Source organism: Acinetobacter sp. NEB 394 (genome assembly GCF_013374795.1).
GTDB classification, from domain to species: domain Bacteria; phylum Pseudomonadota; class Gammaproteobacteria; order Pseudomonadales; family Moraxellaceae; genus Acinetobacter; species Acinetobacter johnsonii.
This window is the reverse complement of record NZ_CP055277.1, coordinates 758,044-780,146: the sequence shown is the minus strand read 5'-3', so window position 1 is coordinate 780,146 and position 22,103 is coordinate 758,044. Positions and strand designations below refer to the sequence as shown.

25 protein-coding genes are annotated in these 22,103 nt (G+C 43.2%); 15 read left to right on the top strand and 10 right to left on the bottom strand.

The features are described from left to right. The first annotated feature begins 154 nt into the window (after nucleotides 1–154). The 5 genes from asd to truA all read left to right on the top strand — a co-directional run bounded on the left by asd (nucleotide 155) and on the right by truA (nucleotide 5,976). On the top strand, nucleotides 155–1,273 hold the full coding sequence (gene asd, locus HUK62_RS03600; protein ID WP_004692521.1) for an aspartate-semialdehyde dehydrogenase: 1,119 nt from the start codon (nucleotides 155–157) through the stop codon (nucleotides 1,271–1,273). Nucleotides 1,274–1,414: 141 nt separating this feature from the next. Further along, nucleotides 1,415–2,782, top strand: a complete 1,368-nt coding sequence (locus HUK62_RS03595) for a hypothetical protein (protein WP_176537105.1) — start codon at nucleotides 1,415–1,417, stop codon at nucleotides 2,780–2,782. Nucleotides 2,783–2,846: 64 nt separating this feature from the next. Continuing rightward, complete coding sequence (locus HUK62_RS03590) at nucleotides 2,847–4,148, top strand: hypothetical protein (RefSeq protein ID WP_176537104.1); 1,302 nt, start codon at nucleotides 2,847–2,849, stop codon at nucleotides 4,146–4,148. Nucleotides 4,149–4,194: 46 nt separating this feature from the next. Then, on the top strand, nucleotides 4,195–5,166 hold the full coding sequence (locus HUK62_RS03585) for an asparaginase (protein WP_176538440.1): 972 nt from the start codon (nucleotides 4,195–4,197) through the stop codon (nucleotides 5,164–5,166). A gap of 12 nt (nucleotides 5,167–5,178) precedes the next feature. Then, on the top strand, nucleotides 5,179–5,976 hold the full coding sequence (gene truA, locus HUK62_RS03580) for a tRNA pseudouridine(38-40) synthase TruA (RefSeq protein ID WP_176537103.1): 798 nt from the start codon (nucleotides 5,179–5,181) through the stop codon (nucleotides 5,974–5,976). A gap of 87 nt (nucleotides 5,977–6,063) precedes the next feature. Here the strand turns inward: truA and HUK62_RS03575 are convergent, their stop codons facing one another. Further along, nucleotides 6,064–7,071 carry an AraC family transcriptional regulator gene (locus tag HUK62_RS03575; protein ID WP_005400861.1) on the bottom strand — a complete coding sequence of 336 codons (1,008 nt, stop codon included), beginning with the start codon at nucleotides 7,069–7,071 and terminating at the stop codon, nucleotides 6,064–6,066. Nucleotides 7,072–7,301: 230 nt separating this feature from the next. Here HUK62_RS03575 and infA point away from each other — a divergent pair, with 230 nt between their 5' ends. The 4 genes from infA (at nucleotide 7,302) to HUK62_RS03555 (ending at nucleotide 8,506) form a co-directional block, all read left to right on the top strand. Continuing rightward, nucleotides 7,302–7,523, top strand: a complete 222-nt coding sequence (gene infA / locus HUK62_RS03570) for a translation initiation factor IF-1 (RefSeq protein WP_004692529.1) — start codon at nucleotides 7,302–7,304, stop codon at nucleotides 7,521–7,523. A 142-nt stretch (nucleotides 7,524–7,665) separates the two neighbouring features. Next, a complete protein-coding gene (locus HUK62_RS03565; protein ID WP_004692531.1) occupies nucleotides 7,666–7,872 on the top strand; it encodes a hypothetical protein in 207 nt (68 codons plus the stop codon). A gap of 27 nt (nucleotides 7,873–7,899) precedes the next feature. Beyond that, complete coding sequence (locus HUK62_RS03560; protein ID WP_176537102.1) at nucleotides 7,900–8,055, top strand: hypothetical protein; 156 nt, start codon at nucleotides 7,900–7,902, stop codon at nucleotides 8,053–8,055. A 130-nt stretch (nucleotides 8,056–8,185) separates the two neighbouring features. After that, nucleotides 8,186–8,506 carry a hypothetical protein gene (locus HUK62_RS03555; protein WP_228723729.1) on the top strand — a complete coding sequence of 107 codons (321 nt, stop codon included), beginning with the start codon at nucleotides 8,186–8,188 and terminating at the stop codon, nucleotides 8,504–8,506. A gap of 145 nt (nucleotides 8,507–8,651) precedes the next feature. Here HUK62_RS03555 and leuB read toward each other — a convergent pair whose 3' ends face one another. The 4 genes from leuB to leuC all read right to left on the bottom strand — a co-directional run bounded on the left by leuB (nucleotide 8,652) and on the right by leuC (nucleotide 12,534). Further along, entirely contained in the window at nucleotides 8,652–9,731 is a 1,080-nt protein-coding gene (gene leuB, locus HUK62_RS03550; RefSeq protein ID WP_176537101.1) for a 3-isopropylmalate dehydrogenase, read from the bottom strand. A gap of 37 nt (nucleotides 9,732–9,768) precedes the next feature. Further along, entirely contained in the window at nucleotides 9,769–10,329 is a 561-nt protein-coding gene (locus HUK62_RS03545; protein WP_005400864.1) for a hypothetical protein, read from the bottom strand. A 99-nt stretch (nucleotides 10,330–10,428) separates the two neighbouring features. After that, entirely contained in the window at nucleotides 10,429–11,079 is a 651-nt protein-coding gene (gene leuD / locus HUK62_RS03540; RefSeq protein ID WP_004692538.1) for a 3-isopropylmalate dehydratase small subunit, read from the bottom strand. Between the two features lie 21 nt (nucleotides 11,080–11,100). Next, nucleotides 11,101–12,534 (bottom strand): 3-isopropylmalate dehydratase large subunit, encoded by a 1,434-nt coding sequence (leuC, locus tag HUK62_RS03535; protein ID WP_159153405.1) that lies wholly within the window; start codon nucleotides 12,532–12,534, stop codon nucleotides 11,101–11,103. A 500-nt stretch (nucleotides 12,535–13,034) separates the two neighbouring features. Here leuC and HUK62_RS03530 point away from each other — a divergent pair, with 500 nt between their 5' ends. Further along, complete coding sequence (locus HUK62_RS03530; protein ID WP_004692541.1) at nucleotides 13,035–13,271, top strand: DUF2061 domain-containing protein; 237 nt, start codon at nucleotides 13,035–13,037, stop codon at nucleotides 13,269–13,271. Between the two features lie 159 nt (nucleotides 13,272–13,430). Beyond that, a complete protein-coding gene (locus HUK62_RS03525; RefSeq protein ID WP_004692542.1) occupies nucleotides 13,431–14,288 on the top strand; it encodes a LysR family transcriptional regulator in 858 nt (285 codons plus the stop codon). 58 nt (nucleotides 14,289–14,346) lie between these two features. Here HUK62_RS03525 and HUK62_RS03520 read toward each other — a convergent pair whose 3' ends face one another. The 3 genes from HUK62_RS03520 to HUK62_RS03510 form a co-directional block, all read right to left on the bottom strand. Continuing rightward, nucleotides 14,347–14,853 carry a DUF2628 domain-containing protein gene (locus HUK62_RS03520; RefSeq protein WP_176537100.1) on the bottom strand — a complete coding sequence of 169 codons (507 nt, stop codon included), beginning with the start codon at nucleotides 14,851–14,853 and terminating at the stop codon, nucleotides 14,347–14,349. Between the two features lie 70 nt (nucleotides 14,854–14,923). Then, entirely contained in the window at nucleotides 14,924–15,169 is a 246-nt protein-coding gene (locus HUK62_RS03515; RefSeq protein ID WP_004978928.1) for a DUF2789 family protein, read from the bottom strand. Between the two features lie 212 nt (nucleotides 15,170–15,381). Beyond that, nucleotides 15,382–16,032, bottom strand: coding sequence for an HAD family hydrolase (locus HUK62_RS03510; protein ID WP_005400870.1), 651 nt, complete (start codon nucleotides 16,030–16,032; stop codon nucleotides 15,382–15,384). Between the two features lie 182 nt (nucleotides 16,033–16,214). Between HUK62_RS03510 and HUK62_RS03505 the strand changes: the two genes are divergently transcribed. Next, entirely contained in the window at nucleotides 16,215–16,697 is a 483-nt protein-coding gene (locus HUK62_RS03505; protein ID WP_004692547.1) for an RNA pyrophosphohydrolase, read from the top strand. 81 nt (nucleotides 16,698–16,778) lie between these two features. After that, nucleotides 16,779–19,076 carry a phosphoenolpyruvate--protein phosphotransferase gene (gene ptsP / locus HUK62_RS03500; RefSeq protein WP_176537099.1) on the top strand — a complete coding sequence of 766 codons (2,298 nt, stop codon included), beginning with the start codon at nucleotides 16,779–16,781 and terminating at the stop codon, nucleotides 19,074–19,076. Between the two features lie 11 nt (nucleotides 19,077–19,087). Here the strand turns inward: ptsP and HUK62_RS03495 are convergent, their stop codons facing one another. Beyond that, a complete protein-coding gene (locus HUK62_RS03495; protein WP_176537098.1) occupies nucleotides 19,088–19,270 on the bottom strand; it encodes a hypothetical protein in 183 nt (60 codons plus the stop codon). 188 nt (nucleotides 19,271–19,458) lie between these two features. Continuing rightward, a complete protein-coding gene (locus HUK62_RS03490; RefSeq protein WP_176538439.1) occupies nucleotides 19,459–20,022 on the bottom strand; it encodes a LysE family transporter in 564 nt (187 codons plus the stop codon). Between the two features lie 203 nt (nucleotides 20,023–20,225). On the opposite strand from HUK62_RS03490, the gene HUK62_RS03485 reads away from it, so the two are divergent. Together HUK62_RS03485 and HUK62_RS03480 are read left to right on the top strand one after the other, a co-directional pair. After that, a complete protein-coding gene (locus HUK62_RS03485) occupies nucleotides 20,226–20,678 on the top strand; it encodes an Lrp/AsnC family transcriptional regulator (protein ID WP_176537097.1) in 453 nt (150 codons plus the stop codon). Nucleotides 20,679–20,961: 283 nt separating this feature from the next. Then, nucleotides 20,962–22,098, top strand: coding sequence for a DUF389 domain-containing protein (locus HUK62_RS03480; RefSeq protein WP_176537096.1), 1,137 nt, complete (start codon nucleotides 20,962–20,964; stop codon nucleotides 22,096–22,098). Nucleotides 22,099–22,103 lie beyond the last annotated feature (5 nt).

Genomic DNA, 22,103 nt, shown 5'->3' with positions numbered 1-22,103 from the left:
GTAGATTCATAAATTAATATCAATTTTGCATGTAACATAAACAAGATATATTGCACAATATAATTGCTGTTTTCATTGTGTAGTGCTTGCAGTTAAGCGCTCTTTTGATACACTCGAATCCCCTTTTAATTTTAACGCACCGAGGCAAAGTGACATGAAAGTAGGTCTGGTCGGTTGGCGCGGGATGGTTGGTTCCGTCCTTATGCAACGTATGGTTGAAGAGAATGATTTTGCTCATTTTGAGCCATTTTATTTCTCTACCAGTAATGCAGGTGGTGAAGCGCCTGCGTTTGGCGGTAAAACTGCCCCAGCACTTATGGATGCATCAGACATTAACAGTCTGAAGCAAATGGATGTCATTATTACCTGCCAAGGTGGCGACTATACCTCTGAAGTTTTCCCGAAGCTCAAAGCGGAAAACTGGACAGGCTATTGGATTGATGCGGCATCTACACTTCGTATGGAAGATGAAGCCATCATCGTACTTGACCCTGTCAACATGAACGTGATTAAAGATGGTTTAGTAAACGGCACCAAAACATTCGTGGGCGGTAACTGTACAGTTTCACTGATGCTGATGGGCTTAGGTGGTTTATTCCAAAACAATTTAGTGGAATGGGCAACCTCGATGACTTATCAAGCAGCATCGGGTGCCGGTGCGCAAAATATGCGTGAACTCATCTCTGGTATGGGCTATTTGTACAACAACACCAAAGATTTGTTAGATGACCCACGCTCTCCAATTCTAGATATCGACTCTAAAATTGCGGAATTACAACGTGGCGAAGGTTTCCCTTCAGCAAACTTTGGCGTGCCATTAGCAGGCTCACTCATTCCTTATATCGACAAACAATTAGACAGCGGTCAGTCGAAAGAAGAATGGAAAGGTCAAGTTGAAACCAACAAGATCTTGGGCAACCAGCAAATCGTTCCGATTGACGGTCATTGTGTGCGTATTGGTGCGATGCGTTGTCACTCTCAAGCTTTAACATTAAAGCTGAAGAAAGACGTGCCTCTCGATGAAATCGAAGATATGTTACGTAGCGCAAACCAATGGGCAAAAGTGGTTCCAAATACCCGTGAAGCGTCTATGACGGACTTAACACCTGTGGCTGTAACAGGCACATTAACAGTTCCTGTTGGTCGTCTACGCAAATTGAATATGGGCAAAGAATACTTAGGCGCTTTCACTGTCGGTGATCAATTGCTTTGGGGTGCTGCGGAACCCTTACGTCGTATGCTCCGTATCCTGATTGACTACAAAAATACTTAAGCATTTACCCGCTAAAGTATTAAGCCGATCACACTTGATCGGCTTTTTTTTGTAACCCTGATGTTAACGTTTTACAAATAACACACAACTCGCTAATCTATAATTTTCGCTTTGCGATCTGTGACCGAGCTAAAGATTAAGATGACCGTAAATAACAAATTAAAGATAGCCATTTTAGCCATTATTGCTTCGCAAAATGTGAATGCGATCACTGTTGATCCTATTCAAATTCAATCTGCACCTGGGGAACTATTGTATGCAGAATTGAACTTTCACGATGCCGATCCAAATGCTCCGATTCAAGCCAGTCTAGCCAGCGCAGAAGATTTGATGTCTCTTGGTGTCATGCATCAGCCGCCCAGTAATCTGAACTTTTTTACCCGTCGTACCAGCGCCAGTACAGGTGTGATTACGATTACCTCTTCACGACCTTTAACTGAAGCGGAACTCAACATTGTCGTCAAAATCAAAGAAGGCAATGCGGCACGGCTACAACATATTAAAACAGCCAATAAACGCTCGGCAGCACTTCAAGCCCGTACGAATAATAATGAAAAAGCCTTAAAACCGGTGGTGATTGTCAATGAAAAAGATATTGCGCTGAACTTACCTGTCAGCACACAATTCAATAGCTTAAAAACAACAGCTACGCCGACGACAAACTCGACGCCCCTCAAACTCAATAACCATACCCCACCAAGCATGAGTGCGACCGCTATTGCCGCGCCAACGCAAGTTATTTCAGTAGCCTCTGCACAAATTGCAGCAGCTGCTCAAACATCAGCTCCACGTGTTGAACCTATTACGCAAGCAAAAAAATCGGCAGATCCGTTGGTGCAAAAGTATGCCGATTCAGTTCAAAAATCAGATACACCCATTTCTGCACAGGCTAACCCTCAAGCCACTCCATCGACAGCAAAAACAACACCTGCTGCCCCTGCAACTACTGCACGCCAAGCCGCACCTCAAAGTGCCCATGTAGTTCGGTCAAATGAATCTCTCTGGGGCATTGCATCGCGCATTGCTGCTGAAGAAAACCGTCCTGTCGGTGAAGTCATGCAACAAATTAAAGCCAAGAACGAACATGCCTTTATTCAAGGTGACGTAAACCGCCTACGTCGTGGTGCCAACCTCAATTTAACGGGTCTACAAACAGCCAAACCAGAACAAAAAGTCTCCGTTTCAGCACTTCCAAAACAAAGCTCACAGCAATCTGGCAAGGCGAAATATCGCCTCAATCAAGCCGAGATGAGTTTGGTTGCAGAGAAAGAGCAAGATTCAAGCCACGGTTCTGCCAAGAAGTCGACAGAAAAGAATCAAACATCAAACGAGTTGTCATTAAAAGTTATGACATCCCGTGAAAAAACCGTTAAATTACAGAGAAACGTAACACAATTAGACGTGGCACTTCATCAGAAAGATCAGAGAATTCAATTACTAAACGCTCGTCTTGTACAATTGCAACAACAATTGAAAGCACAACAAACTGAGAAAAAGCCAACACACTAGGTGTTATTTTTATTATTTGATTTTGGATGAACTTGCAAAAAGACAAGTTCAAAAGGGGTAAAACATGCTTATTTATGTGATTCCATTTATCTTACTATTGGTTGTTGCCATAGTCTTAAAAAAGCGTGAAGCGAGTAAAGAAGCAGAACCTAAAACTCAAAAAGCAGTCGCTGCAAAAAATAAAGCCAAAAAAAACAGTTCGTCTAAAAAATCCCCGCAACAAACTCAAGTTGTTGAAGATGTTGTCACTAAAAAAGCCACGACACCACTCGCCACAGATCTACGTAATAAAATTGAAGGTCAAATTCGCGACCGTAATTTCTTCTCAGCCGAAGCGCAAATCAACCAAGCCCTAAATAAAGACAATTCACAACACGAATTATATTTACTGCTGCTCGATATTCACTTGCTCCAAAAAGATGAGTTTGCCATCAGTCAATTGCTGAATCATTTACGTTCTTTAGAACTGGATGATATTTTGGCGCAAGCAGAAGCTAAAAAATCGGATTACGATCAATTAAATCAAAACCCTAGCGACGACACACTTGAATCAAAATCAATAGGAGTTGTTCCATCAACCCCTAAGTCAATAGAAACCATCAATACTGCTGACTTCGATGCTCTGATGTCATCAAATAATCCCGCTCCTGTGCCGGCTTCTGTTGTTGAATCGGTTCAAGACATTAAACCGCTTGATTTTGATACCTCAGCATTTACCACCACAACAACAGCTCAACCTGAACCGAGCATCGAAGTTCAAAGCTTAGAATTTGATATCTCTAGTTTAAATACACCAACAGCAGAACCAACCAAATCTGCTGAAGAACTTAAACCGCTCGATTTCGGTTCACTTTCTTTAGAAAGCACGCCTGCTCAACCAGCAGAAACTGCTGCAGCCGACATCCAACCTTTAGATTTTTCGTTCAATCTCGACACAGCGCCGACAACAGCGCCAGAAGCAGAAACTTCACCGCATGCTGCAGATGACCGTCCTGAATTTACATTTGATTTTTCAAGCGAATCTACGGCTGAAGCTGCAAAAGACATCCCTGCTTTTTCTTTCGATACGGTTAGTCCAAGTGAAGCGATAGTAGAAGAAACACCAGCAGTTGTTACGCCAAGCCTCAGTTTTAGTCTAGAGTCTACTGCACCTGCCAATACGGTGGATCAAAGCGATCCTCTGGTACAGTCTTTCCCTCAACTGAGCGAAGTCAATGAAATACAATTAAACCTTGAATTGGCTGAGCAATACATTCAACTCGGCGCTTTCGAAGCTGCACGTGAAATTTTGGTCGAACAAGAACCAAATTACTCTACGGAACAACGTCAGCAAGTAGAACAGTTACTGAGCCGCATAGCATCCTAAGCCATTTCGTTTTAAACTAAAGCAGTCATCACCGACTGCTTTTTTTATAATGAAAAAAATTGCGCTTATCTATATGGGTGGAACCTTTGGCTGTATTGGCGAACCCTTACAACCAATGCCTGCCGAAGACTTTATTCCCAAGCTCACACATGTCTTGCCGATTCATCTCGACATTGAATGTTTTATTGCACCTGTCATTAAAGACAGTAGCGCCTGTACGGCTGCAGACTGGTTATTGCTGATTCAGCAGATTCAACAATTGCAACTGCAACAATTCCAGCATTTTGTCGTGATTCATGGCACAGATACCTTAAGCTATGCCAGTGCTGTCGCGGCACACTTTATTGCAGATTCCGCACGTGTGGTTTTCACAGGTAGCCAATATCCATTACTGAATGTACAAGGTACAGATACGCGGGAATTTAGCGATGCGATTAGTAATTTGAATTTTGCCTTAGATGCGGTGATGAAACATCCTGTCGGAGTGTATCTAGCTTTTCATCAACAGGTATTGCATGCGCAAACTGCGCTAAAACAACATACCACTGAACTAGATGCTTTTACAGGCGTCATGGCTGAACAGCCGATTCCACACGGCTTAAAAACACACATTGTACAAACAGGTGATGTAGAACAATCCCACCAGTTCAATTACCTCAACCTGATGATGCAACCTGTTGCCTTGGTGCAGCAAGTACAAAACTTGCGAAATTTGCTCTCTGCGCCGCCACATTTCCTCATTTTGCAAGGTTTTGGAACGGGTAATTTAGCTGTGAATGCCGAGCTAATAGCACTTTTCGATGAATTTTACGCACAAGGCTGTGTTGTTATCTTAAGCACCCAAGTCCCTTTCGGCCGTACTGATCAACGCTATGCAGTTGCCGCGTGGACAACCCAAGCCAAAATAATTGTTAGTGATTGCCTCGGGCATGCAGATCTGTATGCCAAAGCCCTCAAAATGTATTTACAATACCCCACCGCTGAAGCACGCTTCAGCCATTGGCATGATTTGGGTTAATTTGAGGTACATATGCAACGTTTTGCGATCGGCATTGAGTTTTGTGGAACACACTATCGTGGTTGGCAAACCCAGCAAACAGGTGTGATCAGCGTACAAGAGACGATTGAAAAAGTACTCTCTAAAATTGCCAATGAACCGATTAGCTTACATGGTGCAGGTCGTACCGATGCTGGCGTCCATGCCACCAATATGGTGGCACATTTTGATAGCTCTGCACTTCGTTCAGAGCGCGGTTGGTTAATGGGCAGCAACAGCCAACTGCCAAAAGATATTTCGATCCAGTGGATCAAAGCGATGGATCAAGACTTTCATGCACGCTTCAAAGCACAGGCACGTCGTTATCGCTATGTGGTCTATAACTACCCGCAACGCCCTGCTCTTATGCATAAACAAGTCACACATGCCTATTATGCGCTAGATGTAGCGAAGATGATGCAAGCCGCGCAAAAGTTCGAAGGCACGCATAACTTTGAAAGCTTCCGTGCAGCCGCATGCCAATCCAATCAACCTGTGCGCCATGTCAGCCACTGTCGCTTAATTCAACATGGCCCATATTTGGTCCTCGACATTCAGGCTGATGGCTTCTTGCACCATATGGTCCGCAATATCATGGGCTGCTTACTGGAAATTGGTCAAGGTATGTATGAAGCCGAACATATTGAGGCTATTTTCGCAGCAGAAGACCGTAAAGCCGCAGGCATTACTGCCCCCCCTGATGGGCTATATTTCATTCATGCCGACTATCCAACGCAGTTTGAGCTACCAAAGCAGCCGCTTGGGCCACACTGGCTCAATATGCCTGAATAATTTATTTTTGAATCCTCCATCTAGCTAGCTTTTTCAAAGGTGGGGAGAAATTCCTCCCTTTTATAAAGGGAGGTTAGGAGGGATTTCTTAACGCTGCTTACGCTTGCGATATTCCACTGGGGTTTCATTGGTCCAGCGTTTAAATGCACGATAGAAGGTGCTTGGCTCAGAAAAGCCCGTCAAATACACGATACGCTCTACACTTTCAGCCGTATTGGCCAAAAGTTTTTTCGCCAACCGGCAGCGATAATCAGACAAAATTTGCTGGAAGCTAGTATTCGCCTCACTAAGCTGTGTTCGTAAACGTCTTGGGGTAATACTGAGCTGAGAAGCCACTGTTTCAAGTGTGGTTTCGCCACTTTCTAGGGTTGAACCTATCGCGCGACGCACCTCACCCACCAAATCATAGCGGGCTAATTCTTGAAGTTTTTCAATCGCTAACTGCTCATGCAGTTGCAATAATTCAGGTTCCGCCTGCCACAACGGATAAGCCAAAATACTTGGGTCAAAATATAAGCGAGTTTCTTTTTGTCCTAGGCTGACAGGGCACTCATATACACGGAAATACTCATCATCAAACGCGCCTTTACTGAAGTTAAAATCAATATAGATCGGTTCAAAACGCCCTTCAGTAATAAATTTAAAAAACCGTAAAATACCGGACATCGCACATTCAGAAAAATGTCGATTGACTAAATTCTCAGCCCAAGGTTGTTCCCCATTGGTCAAATAACACCTGTCATCTTCAACCACTAACTTGGCATGAAAGGCATCACTGATCAAGCGCTGATAAGCCAAAGCGCGTTTCAAACCCTCACCAAAGTTTTCCGATGAAATAAACAAATGCTCAATCACTTGGCCACGGTATAAAGGCAGATTTTCACCCAAATGTAGACCGATGTCTGGATCTCGGCTCACCTCTTCTGCGGCCACCCAAAAAGCGTATTGCGCGCTCAAAGGCGTACGCTCATTGGTTTCCATCTGATTTAACGCAACACCGGCCTTTGTTAAAATTTCTTCTGTTGGCAACCCTGAACGACGAATCGCTTGGTAGCCTAATCGCAAGACAATCGATGCATCAGTTAGCTGACCCACGCTAGAACCTTCCTTGTATGTTCTTCATTTATACACAAAACATTAAAATTAGATTAACTGCGATTGACCGAACTGACAACAACTTATACAGTTTTTTTGTTGAAAATATTTATTCCTCTTGTTCGCTTATTTTACTGACAGATGATCAGGCAACCGCCCATTCCGCCTTGTTTTATGCAAAAAAATTGACTATAATTTGCGCCTTTCCAATTTATTCATTCAGGTAGGCTATGGCCAATAAAGAGGAACTCATCGAGTTCGAAGGCGTTGTCACCGAGACGCTTCCTAATACTATGTTTCGTGTACGTTTAGAAAACGGTCATGAAGTGATTGCTCACATCTCTGGTAAAATGCGTAAACACTATATTCGTATTTTGACTGGCGACAGTGTTAAAGTAGAAATGACACCTTATGATTTGTCTAAGGGTCGTATCACTTATCGTGCGCGCTAAGTTTTAGCGAAGCGAAAAAGCCACTTTTTAAGTGGCTTTTTTAATGTCTGCGCTCAGACTAAAACGTTATGAATCAACTATATTCCAAGCAAAAATCAAACTATAATTAAATGAGATAACAACCTAATACGCCAAAACAATAATGAAGACGACTTCAACGAAGCTCGCTATTTTACTGTTCCCAATGCTATGTGTTGCTTGTGCCACAACAAGCCAAACGCAGCTCAAGCAAACCTTACAACACTATATCGGACAATCGTCACATCAAGTTCAAAATCAACTCAACCTCAATAGCATGGGCTATAAAGTGCTCGGTGCTCCTGTATATACCCCAGAGAAACTGACCTAAACTCTGTTACGTAATATGCCTATTCCGATGGGAACACCCAACCTTGGAACCAGTGTCAGTATGGGTGCACCCATTCAGACACCTTCCGGCGGTAGCCTGAATATTGAAATGAAATGTAAAATTGAGTTCAGACTGCATGATGGTCTTGTGGAATCTATTCACTATATCGGCAAAGCGTGTTAACGACTGCGTTATGTTGAGCCGCTTACATACCGTTTATCTCAAATTATTCGAAACATACTCAAACTAATGTTCAGATATACAATAATAAAAAGGTCTTTCTCTGCTTAGGGGATGATCATGAAGCCTTTTATTGTCAGTTGTTTGTTCCACCTGCTTTCTACTCCTTCAAGCTTGTAGCAGCTCTCCAGAACAACACCAGACCGTCGTTTCACCCGCTAAAATTGCGCTCTCCGACTATTTAGAACAATATATCGCCCAACATGTATCGAGCATTCGGCGCGAACTCAACTTACGTCATCTCGGTTATGAAACCTTAGGTGCGCCGATTCAAACACCAAACCAACTGAGTTATACCATTGTCCGACGGATTCAAATTCCAACTCCTATGCACTATGCGCAGTGCCAGCAGTGTCGGTGCAATTCCTATTCCCACACATACACCATTTTATGATGTTTAGTTAGAGTGCCAAGTCCACTTCTTTTTAAAAGATAGTATTGCGCAATCAATTCAATATCGAGGTAAAGCTTGTAAAGGGTTATTAAAGCTTCGGCATAAAAAACGCAGCGGTTAGCTGCGTTTTCAAATTGTTTTTGGCTTAGTGCAGTGCAGCCACAACCGCCTGCCCCATTTCCACTGTACCCACTTTGCTCATGCCTTCAGACATGATATCAGCTGTACGCAAGCCTTGATCTAGGACATTGCCTACTGCATCTTCAATCGCTTGAGCAGCAGCTTCTTCACGGAAAGTATATCGCAACATCATAGCTACCGAAAGAATAGTGGCTAATGGATTGGCAATATTTTGTCCTGCGATATCGGGCGCCGAACCATGACATGGCTCATACATCCCTTTCGCATTTTCATCTAAGGATGCTGATGGCAACATCCCAATTGAACCTGTCAACATCGCAGCTTCATCAGACAAGATGTCACCAAATAAGTTACCTGTCACAATCACGTCAAACTGTTTAGGCGCGCGCACCAATTGCATTGCAGCATTATCGACATACATATGCGACAAGTTAATGTTTGGATAGTCAGCTTCTTTCATCGCCGTTACGGTTTGCTTCCAAAGTTCAGTCACTTCAAGGACGTTGGCTTTGTCAACAGAACAGACTTTGCCGCCACGTAAACCTGCCATTTCAAAAGCCACTTTAGCAATACGCTTGATTTCAGACTCTGCATAAACGTCAGTGTTAAAACCTTGTTTTTCACCATTCTCAAGTTCACGAATACCCCGTGGCTGACCGAAATAAATCCCGCCAGTCAATTCACGAACGATAAGAATATCAAGACCTGCAACAATTTCAGGCTTCAAGCTTGATGCATCTGCCAATTGCGGATACAAAATAGCTGGACGTAAGTTCGCGAATAAATTCAATTCACTACGAATTTTTAACAAACCACGCTCTGGACGGATCGAACGCTCAATGTTGTCCCACTTCGGACCACCCACCGCACCAAGTAAAATTGCATCTGCATTTTTGGCTTGTTTTGCGGTCACATCTGGATAAGGCGAACCGTGTGCATCTATGGCAGCCCCACCGAGTAGGCCCTGTTCCCACGTTAAACCTAAATTGAATTGATCATTGACTCGTGTAAGTACCTGTTCTGCGGCTTTTACAATTTCAGGACCAATGCCGTCACCAGGCAAAATCAAAATATGTTTAGACATGAAATATTCCATTGTTGGTGAGTTCTGACTCACACGATTAAAGTTTTTGTTCTACAAACTCGCCCAAGCCATTTAAGACATTGTAAGGTTTGCAAAAACGACGAATTGTTCTTTGGTTTTGTTTTAAATCGACACACAAAGGGTCAGGTGCAGACATATTCAATAAGCTTCCCTGATGTCGACTGCGTGCACGAAACATCCTAAAGGTGTAGCGTTCCGCAGGCTTAAAACGATGAATCACATGCAGCGTTTCAGCGCGATCGACCGAAACAGGATAGAAGCGAATCACCAGTTCATGTTGCCCCGCTGGCACTGACAGAAACAAGGCATTCGCTTCATTCAAATCATCTCGTTTTAGACGCACGACCTTCTCTCGAATGGCCTCACGGCTGACGCGATGATTGTCTGCATTAACAATTTTGATCTGATTCCATCGTTCAAACTCGCAGTTCACTGTACCAGTACAATAAAGCTGCGCATTATTTTTACTCGCTGGGGTATCCTGAATCCGCTTAATGCTTGCCGTATTCATACTTTGGCAGGCAGTTAATGTTCCCACCAACGCCAGTAGAGCGATACGACTGTAACTCGTCACCATTGTTCAAGCCCAACCTTTACCAGTAGCAAAACGTTTAAAATTCTTTTGCTCGATATTAACAAGAGATGGCCCCAAGCACTAGATGCATCGAATTTTCAATTAAGCATGAATTTCAGCAAACACCCACGGACGTGATGCTTTGGTCTTTTCTTCATAGGCTTTGATGTCATCTGCAACCTGTAAAGTTAAACCAATATCATCCAAACCATTTAACAAACAGTGCTTACGAAATGGATCAACTTCAAATGTGAAGGCTTCACCTGATGGTGTACGCACTTCTTGCGCGTCCAAATCAATCGTCAGTTGGTAACCTTCTGTTGCTGCACATTCTTTGAAAAGTTGGTCAACAATTTCTTCAGACAAAATCACAGGCAACATGCCATTTTTGAAACTATTATTGAAGAAAATGTCGGCATAGCTGGGTGCAATCACAGTACGGAAACCATATTCTTCCAATGCCCACGGCGCATGTTCGCGGCTTGAACCACAACCAAAGTTCGCACGAGAAATTAAGATGCTCGCACCTTGGTAACGTGGCTGATTCAATGCAAAATCAGGGTTTTTAGGACGTTTGGAATTGTCTTGTCCCAAAAAACCTTCATCTAAATAACGCAACTCATCAAATAAGTTTTCACCAAAACCCGTGCGCTTAATGGATTTCAAAAACTGTTTTGGAATGATCAAGTCTGTATCGACATTGGCACGGTCTAAAGGTGCAACGATACCCTGTTCAACGGTATATTTTTTCATGTCTATGCTCCCAAGCCCGAATTAAAATGAACGCACATCGACAAAGTGACCTGCAATCGCTGCTGCGGCTGCCATTGCTGGACTCACCAAATGCGTACGACCGCCATTGCCTTGACGACCTTCGAAGTTACGGTTAGAGGTCGATGCACAGTGCTCACCGGGTTGTAATTTGTCTGCATTCATGGCTAAACACATTGAACAACCTGGCTCACGCCATTCAAAGCCAGCTTCAATCAAAACTTTGTCTAAGCCTTCAGCTTCTGCTTGAGCTTTGACTAAACCAGACCCTGGAACCACCATGGCTTGTTTAATGGTACTTGCCACTTTTTTGCCTTTAGCCACTTCAGCCGCGGCACGAATATCTTCAATACGTGAATTGGTACATGAACCAATAAAGACACGGTCTAATTGAATATCAGCCAATGCCTGACCTGCGGTTAAACCCATGTAGTTATAAGCACGCGTCCAATCATTTCGTTGCACTTCATCTTTGGCTTGTTCTAATGTCGGTACAGCTTGAGTCACTGGAATCACCATTTCAGGCGATGTACCCCAAGACACTTGTGGCTCAATCTCTTCACCTTGCAATACAACTACTGTGTCAAAATGCGCATCTGCATCCGAATGTAAGGTATTCCAATACGCAACTGCAGCATCCCACTGTGCGCCCTGTGGTGCATATGGACGGTCTTTAACATAGGCAATGGTTTTGTCATCGACAGCGACCATACCCACACGTGCGCCGCCTTCAATTGCCATATTACACACCGTCATACGACCTTCGATCGACATATCACGGAACACTTGACCACCAAACTCGATGGCATGACCTGTACCGCCTGCAGTACCAATTTTACCGATGATGGCTAAAACCACGTCTTTCGGTGTTACGCCCTGACCCAATTGACCATCAACACGCACCAACATGTTTTTCATCTTCTTTTGAACCAAGCATTGGGTTGCCAATACATGCTCCACTTCAGATGTACCAATCCCGTGCGCCAAACAGCCAAATGCACCATGTGTTGCCGTATGAGAGTCTCCACACACCACCGTCATACCTGGTAAAGTCAAACCTTGCTCAGGCCCGACCACGTGTGCAATGCCTTGACGGACATCATTAATGTCAAACTGCACCACATTAAAGGTTTTACAGTTGTCGTCTAAGGTTTGAACTTGGATACGTGAAGTATCATCTTCAATACCTGCGATTCCCTCTGAGCGCTCTTTGGTCGATGTTGGAACGTTATGATCAGGGGTTGCCACATTCGCACTTAAACGCCATGGTTTACGACCCGCAAGTTGTAAACCTTCAAAGGCTTGCGGAGAAGTCACTTCATGTAATAAATGACGGTCGATATAGAGTAAAGCCGAGCCATCGTCGCGTTGTTTTACTAAGTGGTCATCCCACAATTTGTCATACAATGTTTTTGCTTGTTGGTTTTCGCCTGCCATGTCGATTGACTCCACTGGACTGGGTAATTCTTTCATTAAAATCGATTATAGCGACGATTTCACATAAATCTAATTTATCATTTTTATTAATTTAGAAACTTTTTGGAATTATTTTAAATTCATACCTCTTTGTTTCAATCCCTTTGATGACAAGCCCTCACCGCTGGTTTTAATTCAAGCCCTATACGCCTATTTATCAACTTGTTGTAGGCCTCACAGTATATTTCCCTGCTCAGCCATGCAAGGTTTATCTTCCCTAGTTAGACCCATACTTTTTAAGGCTCTCTTCATTGATCTGAATAAAAAGAAAGCGACCTATTCATAAGCTAAAGAGTAAAATCTACAGAAGTTTGTTTTCTCAAGTCAAACATTCCAAACAATCGACTACGTCACCTTACATTCAAAAACCCAATCATGAGCAATCAAAATTTCATTTTGACTTTATTAATGATAATAATTACTATTTACAAATGAAAGACATTATTGAGAGGGTATTTATCATGGCGAACATTCAGAAATTTGTAGCGAACAATCAGCGCATATTCAAAAAAACCCTAAGCTATTACATCATGCACATTACTGTGGCCATGATTGTGGCTTACTTTGTCACAGGTAACTTATGGATGGCGGTCACCCTCAGCTTATTAGAACCAACCGTTCAAGCCTTCGCATTCTTTTTCCATGAACGTATTTGGGAGAAAAAGAACCGTACTACCGAAGAAAATATTCCTGCTTAAGCCCTTATATCAAGCGCCCTCTCAACTCTCCAAAAGATCACATCAAGTGATCTTTTTTATTTCAGTTCAGATCCAATAAGCTCCCGTTCATTTTAAAGATCGCAATTCATATAAAATTATTTTATAATTTAATTATACTTTCATAACTAGATTATCCTTATGAATCTTGCAGCCTTCGAAGCTTTTGTAAAAGTCATGGAAACCGGCTCTATTTCTTTAGCCGCAGATCAACTCTTCATTACGCAACCTGCTGTAACCAAACGTATTCATAGTTTAGAAGAATATTTTGGTGTGAAACTTTTTGAGTCTGCTGGTCGTGGTGTACAAGCCACACATGCCGCGCATTCACTGCTGCCTAAAGTCAAAAACTGGCTCAATGAACTGGGTGACATTCATCACACCTTGAGTCATGAACAAGGCATGGTCCAAGGCAAACTCAAAATTGGCACCAGTCACCATATTGGTTTACATCACTTGCCGAGCCATTTGCGTAGCTATGTGCAAAGCTTTCCAAATGTCACCTTAGATGTGCACTTTGTCGACTCCGAGCAAGCGCATGAAAAAGTACTGGCTGGCGACTTAGAATTGGCTTTTTTAACGCTTCCACCCAAACTCGATGAACGTTTGCAGTACGTCACCATTTGGGAAGATCCTTTAGTTTTTGTAGCAGCGCCATTTCATCCGCTGGCACAAATGCAAAACTTACAACTCGAAGACCTGATTCAGTACCCAAGTTTATTGCCTGCATCACAAACCTATACCAGCCAAATCACACTAGCAGAGTTTGAAAAACAAGGGCTGAAACCTAAAATCACCATGAGCAATAATCCACTCGAATCGATTCGTATGTTGGCATCGATTGGACTGGGTTGGTCAGTGCTTCCAAAAACGATGATTAACCAAGACCTACAGCAGTTGAATGTGAAGTTCGAAATGAACCGTCAACTTGGTATGGTTTGGCATCCGGGCAGAACCCAATCTCGTGCGGTGCAAGAGCTGATTGCAATGATGAACTAAGCTTTACAAGCATTAAAAAACCATCCACAAGGATGGTTTTTTATTTTGCGCGGGCGAATTAAGAAGCACTAATAGCCAGTGCAACCAGCCCAAGCCAAATCACCAGCAAGATCGAACCTGCTACGATATTTGTACCCCCACGATTTTCTAATTCCGTATTGACGTTGCTATTTCCAAATTGGCGAATTTTGGCAATCTGCTGATCGACATGATGCTTATACAAGGTCTTCCCAAACATTCCAAATGCTACGGCCAAGCCAATATTTGCACCAGAACTTTCAATCCCCAAAAGTATTTCAACCATCCCTATGACCACAATCAAACCAATGGCCATAAAGCCATAACTGTAGATTTTTCGATAAAATAACCAGACCACACCTAAGAAAAAGTCGGCAATATTAAAACCTGCATATTGTTTCCTTGGCGTGATTTTTTCAAATTGAGCTTGATAGTAAGACTCATATTTCACACCTATAAACAGGGCACGATCTTGTTCCAATTGATTAACTGAAGCTACAGAGTCTAAAGACGTAGAGTCAGGAAAAGCTTGATGATCGAGAGACATAAATTTCTACTTTTATCTTATTTTTATCAAGAGAGGCAAAGCTTCGATGCTCAGCCTCTTTGAGTTCTACTTATTTTTGGATCAGTGAATCTTCATGCAGGGATTCATTCAACTGGTCTACAATAATGGCCCATTCACCGTCCGATTTAATTTTTTCTGCCAAAAACTGACGTTGCGCTTCAGTCCAATACTCTGCGTCAACAATCGTGGTTTGTGCATTGAGCTGATGCGTTACAATAAACAAGGCGATGGCCTCTTCACTCGCATCTAAACCGAGTTGCTCAAACAGGTGGGTCATTCTTGGTCGTACACTCATATTTTTCTCCACGCTTATGTTCTAATTTTTCATAGTCAAAATAGTTTTAGCCAAGGTTCAACATAGCATATTTGGTTAATTTGCCAAGATCAGCCCACCTATAGCCCGATATTTTATTATCGCTTTACGCACTTTTCATTTTTGACATCGATGCCTTTCAAATAAAAAAGACTGCCCGAAAGCAGCCTTTTCAAACAACTAAAGACAGATACTTAAATCGACCAGTCTTGGATTTCCCATGCCTGCTCTTTAGCCAATGCTTCTAGGCGGTCATCTGGATTGACGGCAATGGCATGGTCAGCATATTCAAGTAAAAAGCGATCATTGATGGAATCTGAATACGCCCAAGACTCGCTAACATCACGCCCTGCAAGCCATTGATCTAAACGCGTCAATTTGCCTTTTTGATAGCATGGTGTATTGATCACTTTGCCCGTGTATTTACCCTCAACCACTTCAGCATTGGTCGCAATAATTTCACTAATCCCAAATTCACGAAAAATCGGTGCCGTAATAAAATCAGAGGTTGCGGTAATGCCAACCAAAGCATGTCCAGCATCGCGGTGCTTTTCAATGGCTGCAAAACCTTCGGGACGCATTTGCGGGCGAATCACTTTGTGCATGAATAGTTCATGCAGTTCAGTCAGGTAGGTATTGTCATGTTGAGTTAAAAATTCAAATACAAATTCATTATAGGCAATCGGGTCGAGCTGCCCTGCTTTGTAGTCTTCATAAAATTTATCGTTCATGGCGCGATGGCGAACTGGGTCGACCAAGCCTTCATTCACCAAAAACTCTCCCCAAGAATGATCTGAATCAGTGTTTAACAAGGTGTGATCGAGATCAAATAGCGCCAATTTCATGAAAATACTCGTAAAAACTGAAATTTAAGAAAAAATTTGTAAATCTATCTCCGCTAGTCGATAGAAATTCGTTAAGATCATAGCAATTTTAACATTTTTAAACTTTGCTTTTTTCGAGTTGGATACAGAAATAAAAATCCCCGATCGCAAAGTCATAAATTACACAATATTTAGGTAGCCAAATGATCGATTCGGAAGGTTTCCGACCCAATGTCGGGATCATTTTGGCAAACGAGTTTGGACAAGTTTTATGGGCAAAACGCATTGGACACAATGCTTGGCAATTTCCACAAGGAGGTATCCAATATGGAGAAACCCCTGAACAGGCACTTTATCGTGAGCTGAGAGAAGAAGTTGGCTTACTGCCCGAACACGTCCAAATTGTAGCGCAAACTAAAGGTTGGCTGCGTTATCGTTTGCCGCACCGATACATTCGTACAGATTCCGATCCCGTATGTATTGGACAAAAACAAAAGTGGTTTTTACTCAAACTCACTGCTCCCGCTCAGAACATTCGTTTGAATTTGTCTGATCCGCCTGAGTTTGACCAATGGCAGTGGGTCAGTTATTGGTACCCGCTGGGACAAGTTGTAAATTTTAAACGCGATGTATACCGCAAAGCGATGGTGGAGCTGTGCAATCAGCTCCCTCAAAAAAAGCCTTAAAAAATCTAGACGTCCTACAGATTTTTTAAGGATCTCTTGTTATAAATAAGTTGGACGCACATTATTTTTGGAGTAGACGCGATGTCGAATATGCAACTGGATACCCTTCGACGCATTGTACAAGAAATCAATGCGTCCACCAGTTTGCATGAATCACTCGACATTATGGTCAACCATGTGGCGGAAGCCATGCATGTTGATGTTTGCTCCATCTATTTACTCGACGAACGCAATCAACGTTATTTGTTGATGGCATCGAAAGGTTTGAACCCTGATTCGGTCGGCCATGTTTCACTGCATACCAGTGAAGGCTTGGTTGGTCTGGTGGGTCAGCGTGAAGAAATCGTTAACCTTGACAATGCACCGAAACATGAACGTTTTATGTACTTACCTGAAACAGGTGAGGAAATTTATAACTCGTTCCTCGGTGTACCCGTCATGTACCGCCGTAAAGTCATGGGCGTGCTCGTGGTGCAAAACAAAGAGTCGCAAGACTTTAGTGAAGCTGCGGAATCATTCCTCGTCACGCTCTGTGCTCAGCTTTCAGGGGTCATTGCGCATGCGCATGCGGTGGGCAATATCGATGTATTTCGTAAACCCAGCAATCTACCTGCCTACAAAACCTTCCAAGGTGTCCCAGGTTCAGGTGGAATTGCATTAGGGCGTGCCGTCATTCTCTATCCCCCTGCGGATTTGGCGGCTGTCCCTGACCGTGAAGCCGATGACATCAGTGAAGAATTAGAGCTGCTGGATCGTGCCCTCACCTCAGTGCGTGATGAAATCAAATCACTTGATGACAAAATGCAAGATGCCCTCATGGCGGAAGAGCGCGCCCTGTTTAGCGTGTTCTTACGCATGTTGGATGAAAATGCGCTACCAGCGGAAATTAAAGAACAAATTCGTGATGGGAACTGGGCACAAGGTGCGGTGCGTATCGTCATCGATAATCACATCGATCTGTTTGAACAGATGGAAGATGACTATCTCCGTGAACGTGCCGCGGACTTAAAAGATCTCGGGCGACGGATTTTGGCCTATTTGCAAGAAGCCGACTCCAGCCACCGTGAACTTACCGATGAAAGTATTCTGATTGGAGAAGAAATCTCAACCGCAGCCTTGGTTGAACTGCCAGTCGATAAAATTGCAGCCATCGTAACTACCGAAGGCGCCATGAACTCGCATATGGTGATTGTAGCGCGCGCACTCGGTATTCCAACCGTTGTTGGTGTCACTGAACTGCCAATTAATACCCTCGATGATGTGGAAATGATAGTCGATGCGCACCAAGGGCGTGTGTTCATTAATCCACCTCGCCGTTTACGTAGTCGCTATAAAGAAATTCAAAAAGAAGAAGAACTGATTGCCAAAGATTTAAAACAGTATGAAACTAAAGATGCCATCACCCCTGATGGTGTCGCAGTCAAACTGTTCGTCAATACTGGCTTGATGATTGATGTGGTCCGTGGTGTACAACGTGGTGCCAAAGGTGTTGGTCTATATCGCTCTGAAATTCCGTTCATGCTGCGTGATCGCTTCCCAGGTGAAGAAGAACAGCGTGCGATTTATCGTCAACAGTTGAGCCACTTTGCCAACAAACCTGTGGTGATGCGTACCCTCGATATCGGTGCAGATAAGGACTTGCCTTATTTTTCAATTGAGGAAGAAAACTCCGCATTGGGCTGGCGCGGCATTCGCTTTACGCTCGACCACCCTGAAATTTTTTCTTCACAAATTCGTGCCATGCTCAAAGCCAGTATTGGTCTTAACAACCTACACATTCTTCTGCCAATGGTGACCAGTGTCAGCGAAGTAGAAGAAGCCTTGTACTTACTGGAGCGTGACTGGGTCGCGGTGCAAGAAGAAGAACAGGTCAAAATCACCAAACCAAAAATCGGGATCATGGTCGAAGTACCAAGTGTCTTATTGCAGATTGAAGAGTTTGCCGAGTTGGTTGACTTTTTCTCGGTAGGTTCAAACGACCTGACACAATACTTACTGGCTGTTGACCGTAATAATCCACGTGTCGCCAATGTCTACTCACATTTCCACCCTGCGGTTTTACGTGCGCTCACCCGCTTAGTCAAAGAGTGTCATAAGTACAACAAGCCAGTCAGTATTTGTGGGGAAATGGCGGGCGATCCTTTGTCAGCGATCTTACTGATGGCAATGGGCTTCAATACCCTATCAATGAGCTCAAGCAACATTCTGCGTGTACGCAAAGCTATTTGTCATGTCCCAATGCCAGATGCGGTCGAATTGTTAGATCGAGCGTTGAAAATGAGTAATCCACTCATCGTGAAAAGCCAGATGGAATATTATTTTAAAACACATGGTTTGGCCGATATGGTCAAATCTGCAACGCGGATTGTGACGGCTTAAGAGTCTTAAGCTCAAAGAAGAGGCATTAAAAAAGGGAGATAATCATCTGAATATCTCCCTTTTTTGTGCTTGTCATAGCCTCGTTTTGCATTTTTCTTTCGGTCTACAAAGACTTGACTTTGGTTGACTTCATGCATGTGTTTAGCCACGAAGTTGTGAATCACAACTTTTGGCTCAGCTTTCTTCTTTGCCATTTTTTTCACCTTGTTGATGTGATCATCTCACTGATGATGCGCTAGAAATTTTACGCCTTTTTGAACGTATTACAAGCGATTTTGGCTGAACCTATATCACCAACTCATCCGCTATTTTCCAATTCAATTATAGGTTATGGCAATGCTTTATTTTGCACTGCCTTTGATCCATATACTTAAAATGTCGCTTAGCCATAAAGCTGCTCTAACAATAAAATCATCGCAATCAACATCATCAATGCCCCTGACACTCGACTGACCACCCTAGCAGCCTGTGGGCGTGTGCCCAAAACTTTCTGCGCACTAAATCCAACCAAGAAATAAACAGCCGCACAACTCATAAGGTGAATTCCCGCCAATAAAACAATTTGAGAGGTGGGCGACAAAGCCGCTTGCGGGTCGATAAAGGGCGGCAATAAAGCCAAAAATAACAGCAGGACTTTCGGGTTTAATCCACTCAAGTAAACGCCTCGAATGTACCATGACTTTGAAGATGCAATGGCAACCTGATCACTGCTAATACTTGCAGGACGCATCGATAGGCTCAGCCCCATCCACAGCAAATAAACAGCCCCAACGCCCGTGAGTACTTGAAGCAATACGGGCTGACTGGTCACCAATGTGCCCACACCCGCTGCAACAATCAGTGCCGCCATCAAATGCCCTGTTAATAAACCAGTTACCGCAGGCAACACTCTTTTGCCCTGTATCCCCGACGAAATAGCGTAGGCCCAATCGATACCCGGTGTCATCACAAACAGGATAGAAACACCCCAAAATGCAAGTAAAAATATTCAGTGACATCCCTTTCCCCTTTTATTAGCCATCGTTTTTGATGTTTGATCCAATCAAAAAATGATCTGTATCAAATAATTTTGAAAGGATATCCTTTAGGCTCTAAAATGTGCTTTCAAATATTTGTGTAATAACGCCTAAAAAAGGGAGATTCTTCCATATGGATAAAATTGATAAGAAGATTCTTGCTGAACTGCAAGCCGATGGTCGTTTATCTGTTACAGAGCTAGCCCATAAAGTCGGGCTGAGTCTTTCGCCTTGCCATCGACGTGTCAAAGCTTTACAGGAAACTGGCATTATTAAAGGCTATCGCGCACAGTTGGATATCTCCCAACTCGGATTGAATTTCTCCACCATTGTTTTTGTGACCTTAAAAAATGGCGATAAAGATTCGGTGCTGAGTCTTGAAGAAGCAATTCTTAAAGTTCCGCAAATTGTGAAAGCACAGCGGCTTTTTGGCGACCCCGACTACTTGCTGCATGTCGTGACCTATGACTTGGAAAGTTATCAAAAACTCTATGATGAGCACTTGTCAGCACTGCCGAATGTGCAACGTCTCATCTCGACCATGGTGATGAAAAATATTATTTCGCATCGCAGCGTTTTGTTCTAAGAGAACAAGCGCTTGGATCAGCTAAATACCTATAATTCAGCTGTGCTTTGCAAGTATGAAACCTCTTATTTTCAAGCAGTTGTTTAAGTAATCTGTTTGAAAATAAGTGCAACTCAACAGCGAATAATAAGAAAAATAAGCCTCTTTTGCATATAAAAGTTACTGCTGAAGCCTACTTTAAAATTAAGTGCGAATCATATTATTGCTCACCATTTTTTTGTTTACTTCCAGTGATAAAAGCGCTAGATTAAATCTTAATCACATACAAAATAATAGCATCGCCATGCCAATCGAAAAAGACAAAGATGCAACCATTGTGATCAAAGATACGCCTGACCAAGAAAAGTATGAACTTTTAAAAGAGAAAATTCGTTATAAACAAGCCTTGCGCGAAAATTCCAAAAAAATTGACCACCAAAAAGTCCGCTTGAATATCCAAGCCGATGCACTGCCAAGTAAAACATTTTTTATTATGAATGCCTTGGCTGCCGTCATTGCAGGCTATGGACTGCTGTCCAATTCGGCTGCCGTGGTGATTGGTGCGATGTTGGTTGCCATGATGCTGGGGCCAATTTCAGGTATCGCTTTGGCTTTAATTGATAACCGCTGGCTGCTGTTTAAAACCGCACTATCCACTTTGCTACTGGGCATTGGCATGATTTATAGCATCGGGATCATTTTAGGGCTGGTGAACTATGACCTACCCATGACCAATGAAATATTATCGCGTACGCAGCCAACCATTTTGGATTTGATGATTGCTTTAGCGGGTGGTGCCGCAGGTGCTTTTGCCTCAGTATCACCTCGCCTGTCTGTGGCCGTGGTGGGCGTCGCCGTTGCGACGGCCTTAGTTCCGCCCTTGGTGGCCAGCGGAATTTTATTTGCACATATGGAATGGAAAAACTCAGCCAATGCATTTTTACTGGCGGTGACCAATATCTTCGCCATTCAGATTAGCTCATCTTTAGTCCTTTGGATTGCAGGCTTTAGACGGGGTTCCACCGAAGAAGTGCAGAGTAGTGTCAAAGAATTTCTCAAACGTAATGCTGTTAGCCTAATGTTCTTGGCGCTTTTAGGGATTTATCTCTCACTCAACTTTTATGCGCTGCTCAATACACGCCTGTACGAAAGCAGTACCGAGGCGACCATTAGCACAGAACTCAACCACGCCAATAATATTATTGATACCATCCAATACGATAAAAAAGAGGGTTTTACTTTAGTCCGTGTCTCTATCCGTGGAGATATTCCGCCTAGCCCAGCGCAAATTGCAGCACTCAATCAAAAGCTATTGCCAGACTTGAACGATAACCCAAGCATTGTTCAAGTCCGCTTTATTCCGATTGATATTATTCAGGCTGAAGACAGCCCCAACGTCAAACTCGAACAAGATGAGGCGCAAAAGCTTTCAGTACAATAACGTGC

Bases quoted from the DNA above. Each gene is read 5' to 3' on its own strand.
- asd (WP_004692521.1), top strand. From the start codon at position 155: ATGAAAGTAGGTCTGGTCGGTTGGCGCGGGATGGTTGGTTCCGTCCTT.
- HUK62_RS03595 (WP_176537105.1), top strand. From the start codon at position 1,415: ATGACCGTAAATAACAAATTAAAGATAGCCATTTTAGCCATTATTGCT.
- HUK62_RS03590 (WP_176537104.1), top strand. From the start codon at position 2,847: ATGCTTATTTATGTGATTCCATTTATCTTACTATTGGTTGTTGCCATA.
- truA (WP_176537103.1), top strand. From the start codon at position 5,179: ATGCAACGTTTTGCGATCGGCATTGAGTTTTGTGGAACACACTATCGT.
- infA (WP_004692529.1), top strand. From the start codon at position 7,302: ATGGCCAATAAAGAGGAACTCATCGAGTTCGAAGGCGTTGTCACCGAG.
- HUK62_RS03565 (WP_004692531.1), top strand. From the start codon at position 7,666: ATGAAGACGACTTCAACGAAGCTCGCTATTTTACTGTTCCCAATGCTA.
- HUK62_RS03560 (WP_176537102.1), top strand. From the start codon at position 7,900: ATGGGAACACCCAACCTTGGAACCAGTGTCAGTATGGGTGCACCCATT.
- leuB (WP_176537101.1), bottom strand. From the start codon at position 9,731: ATGTCTAAACATATTTTGATTTTGCCTGGTGACGGCATTGGTCCTGAA.
- HUK62_RS03545 (WP_005400864.1), bottom strand. From the start codon at position 10,329: ATGGTGACGAGTTACAGTCGTATCGCTCTACTGGCGTTGGTGGGAACA.
- leuD (WP_004692538.1), bottom strand. From the start codon at position 11,079: ATGAAAAAATATACCGTTGAACAGGGTATCGTTGCACCTTTAGACCGT.
- leuC (WP_159153405.1), bottom strand. From the start codon at position 12,534: ATGGCAGGCGAAAACCAACAAGCAAAAACATTGTATGACAAATTGTGG.
- HUK62_RS03530 (WP_004692541.1), top strand. From the start codon at position 13,035: ATGGCGAACATTCAGAAATTTGTAGCGAACAATCAGCGCATATTCAAA.
- HUK62_RS03525 (WP_004692542.1), top strand. From the start codon at position 13,431: ATGAATCTTGCAGCCTTCGAAGCTTTTGTAAAAGTCATGGAAACCGGC.
- HUK62_RS03520 (WP_176537100.1), bottom strand. From the start codon at position 14,853: ATGTCTCTCGATCATCAAGCTTTTCCTGACTCTACGTCTTTAGACTCT.
- HUK62_RS03515 (WP_004978928.1), bottom strand. From the start codon at position 15,169: ATGAGTGTACGACCAAGAATGACCCACCTGTTTGAGCAACTCGGTTTA.
- HUK62_RS03510 (WP_005400870.1), bottom strand. From the start codon at position 16,032: ATGAAATTGGCGCTATTTGATCTCGATCACACCTTGTTAAACACTGAT.
- HUK62_RS03505 (WP_004692547.1), top strand. From the start codon at position 16,215: ATGATCGATTCGGAAGGTTTCCGACCCAATGTCGGGATCATTTTGGCA.
- ptsP (WP_176537099.1), top strand. From the start codon at position 16,779: ATGTCGAATATGCAACTGGATACCCTTCGACGCATTGTACAAGAAATC.
- HUK62_RS03495 (WP_176537098.1), bottom strand. From the start codon at position 19,270: ATGGCAAAGAAGAAAGCTGAGCCAAAAGTTGTGATTCACAACTTCGTG.
- HUK62_RS03490 (WP_176538439.1), bottom strand. From the start codon at position 20,022: ATGACACCGGGTATCGATTGGGCCTACGCTATTTCGTCGGGGATACAG.
- HUK62_RS03485 (WP_176537097.1), top strand. From the start codon at position 20,226: ATGGATAAAATTGATAAGAAGATTCTTGCTGAACTGCAAGCCGATGGT.
- HUK62_RS03480 (WP_176537096.1), top strand. From the start codon at position 20,962: ATGCCAATCGAAAAAGACAAAGATGCAACCATTGTGATCAAAGATACG.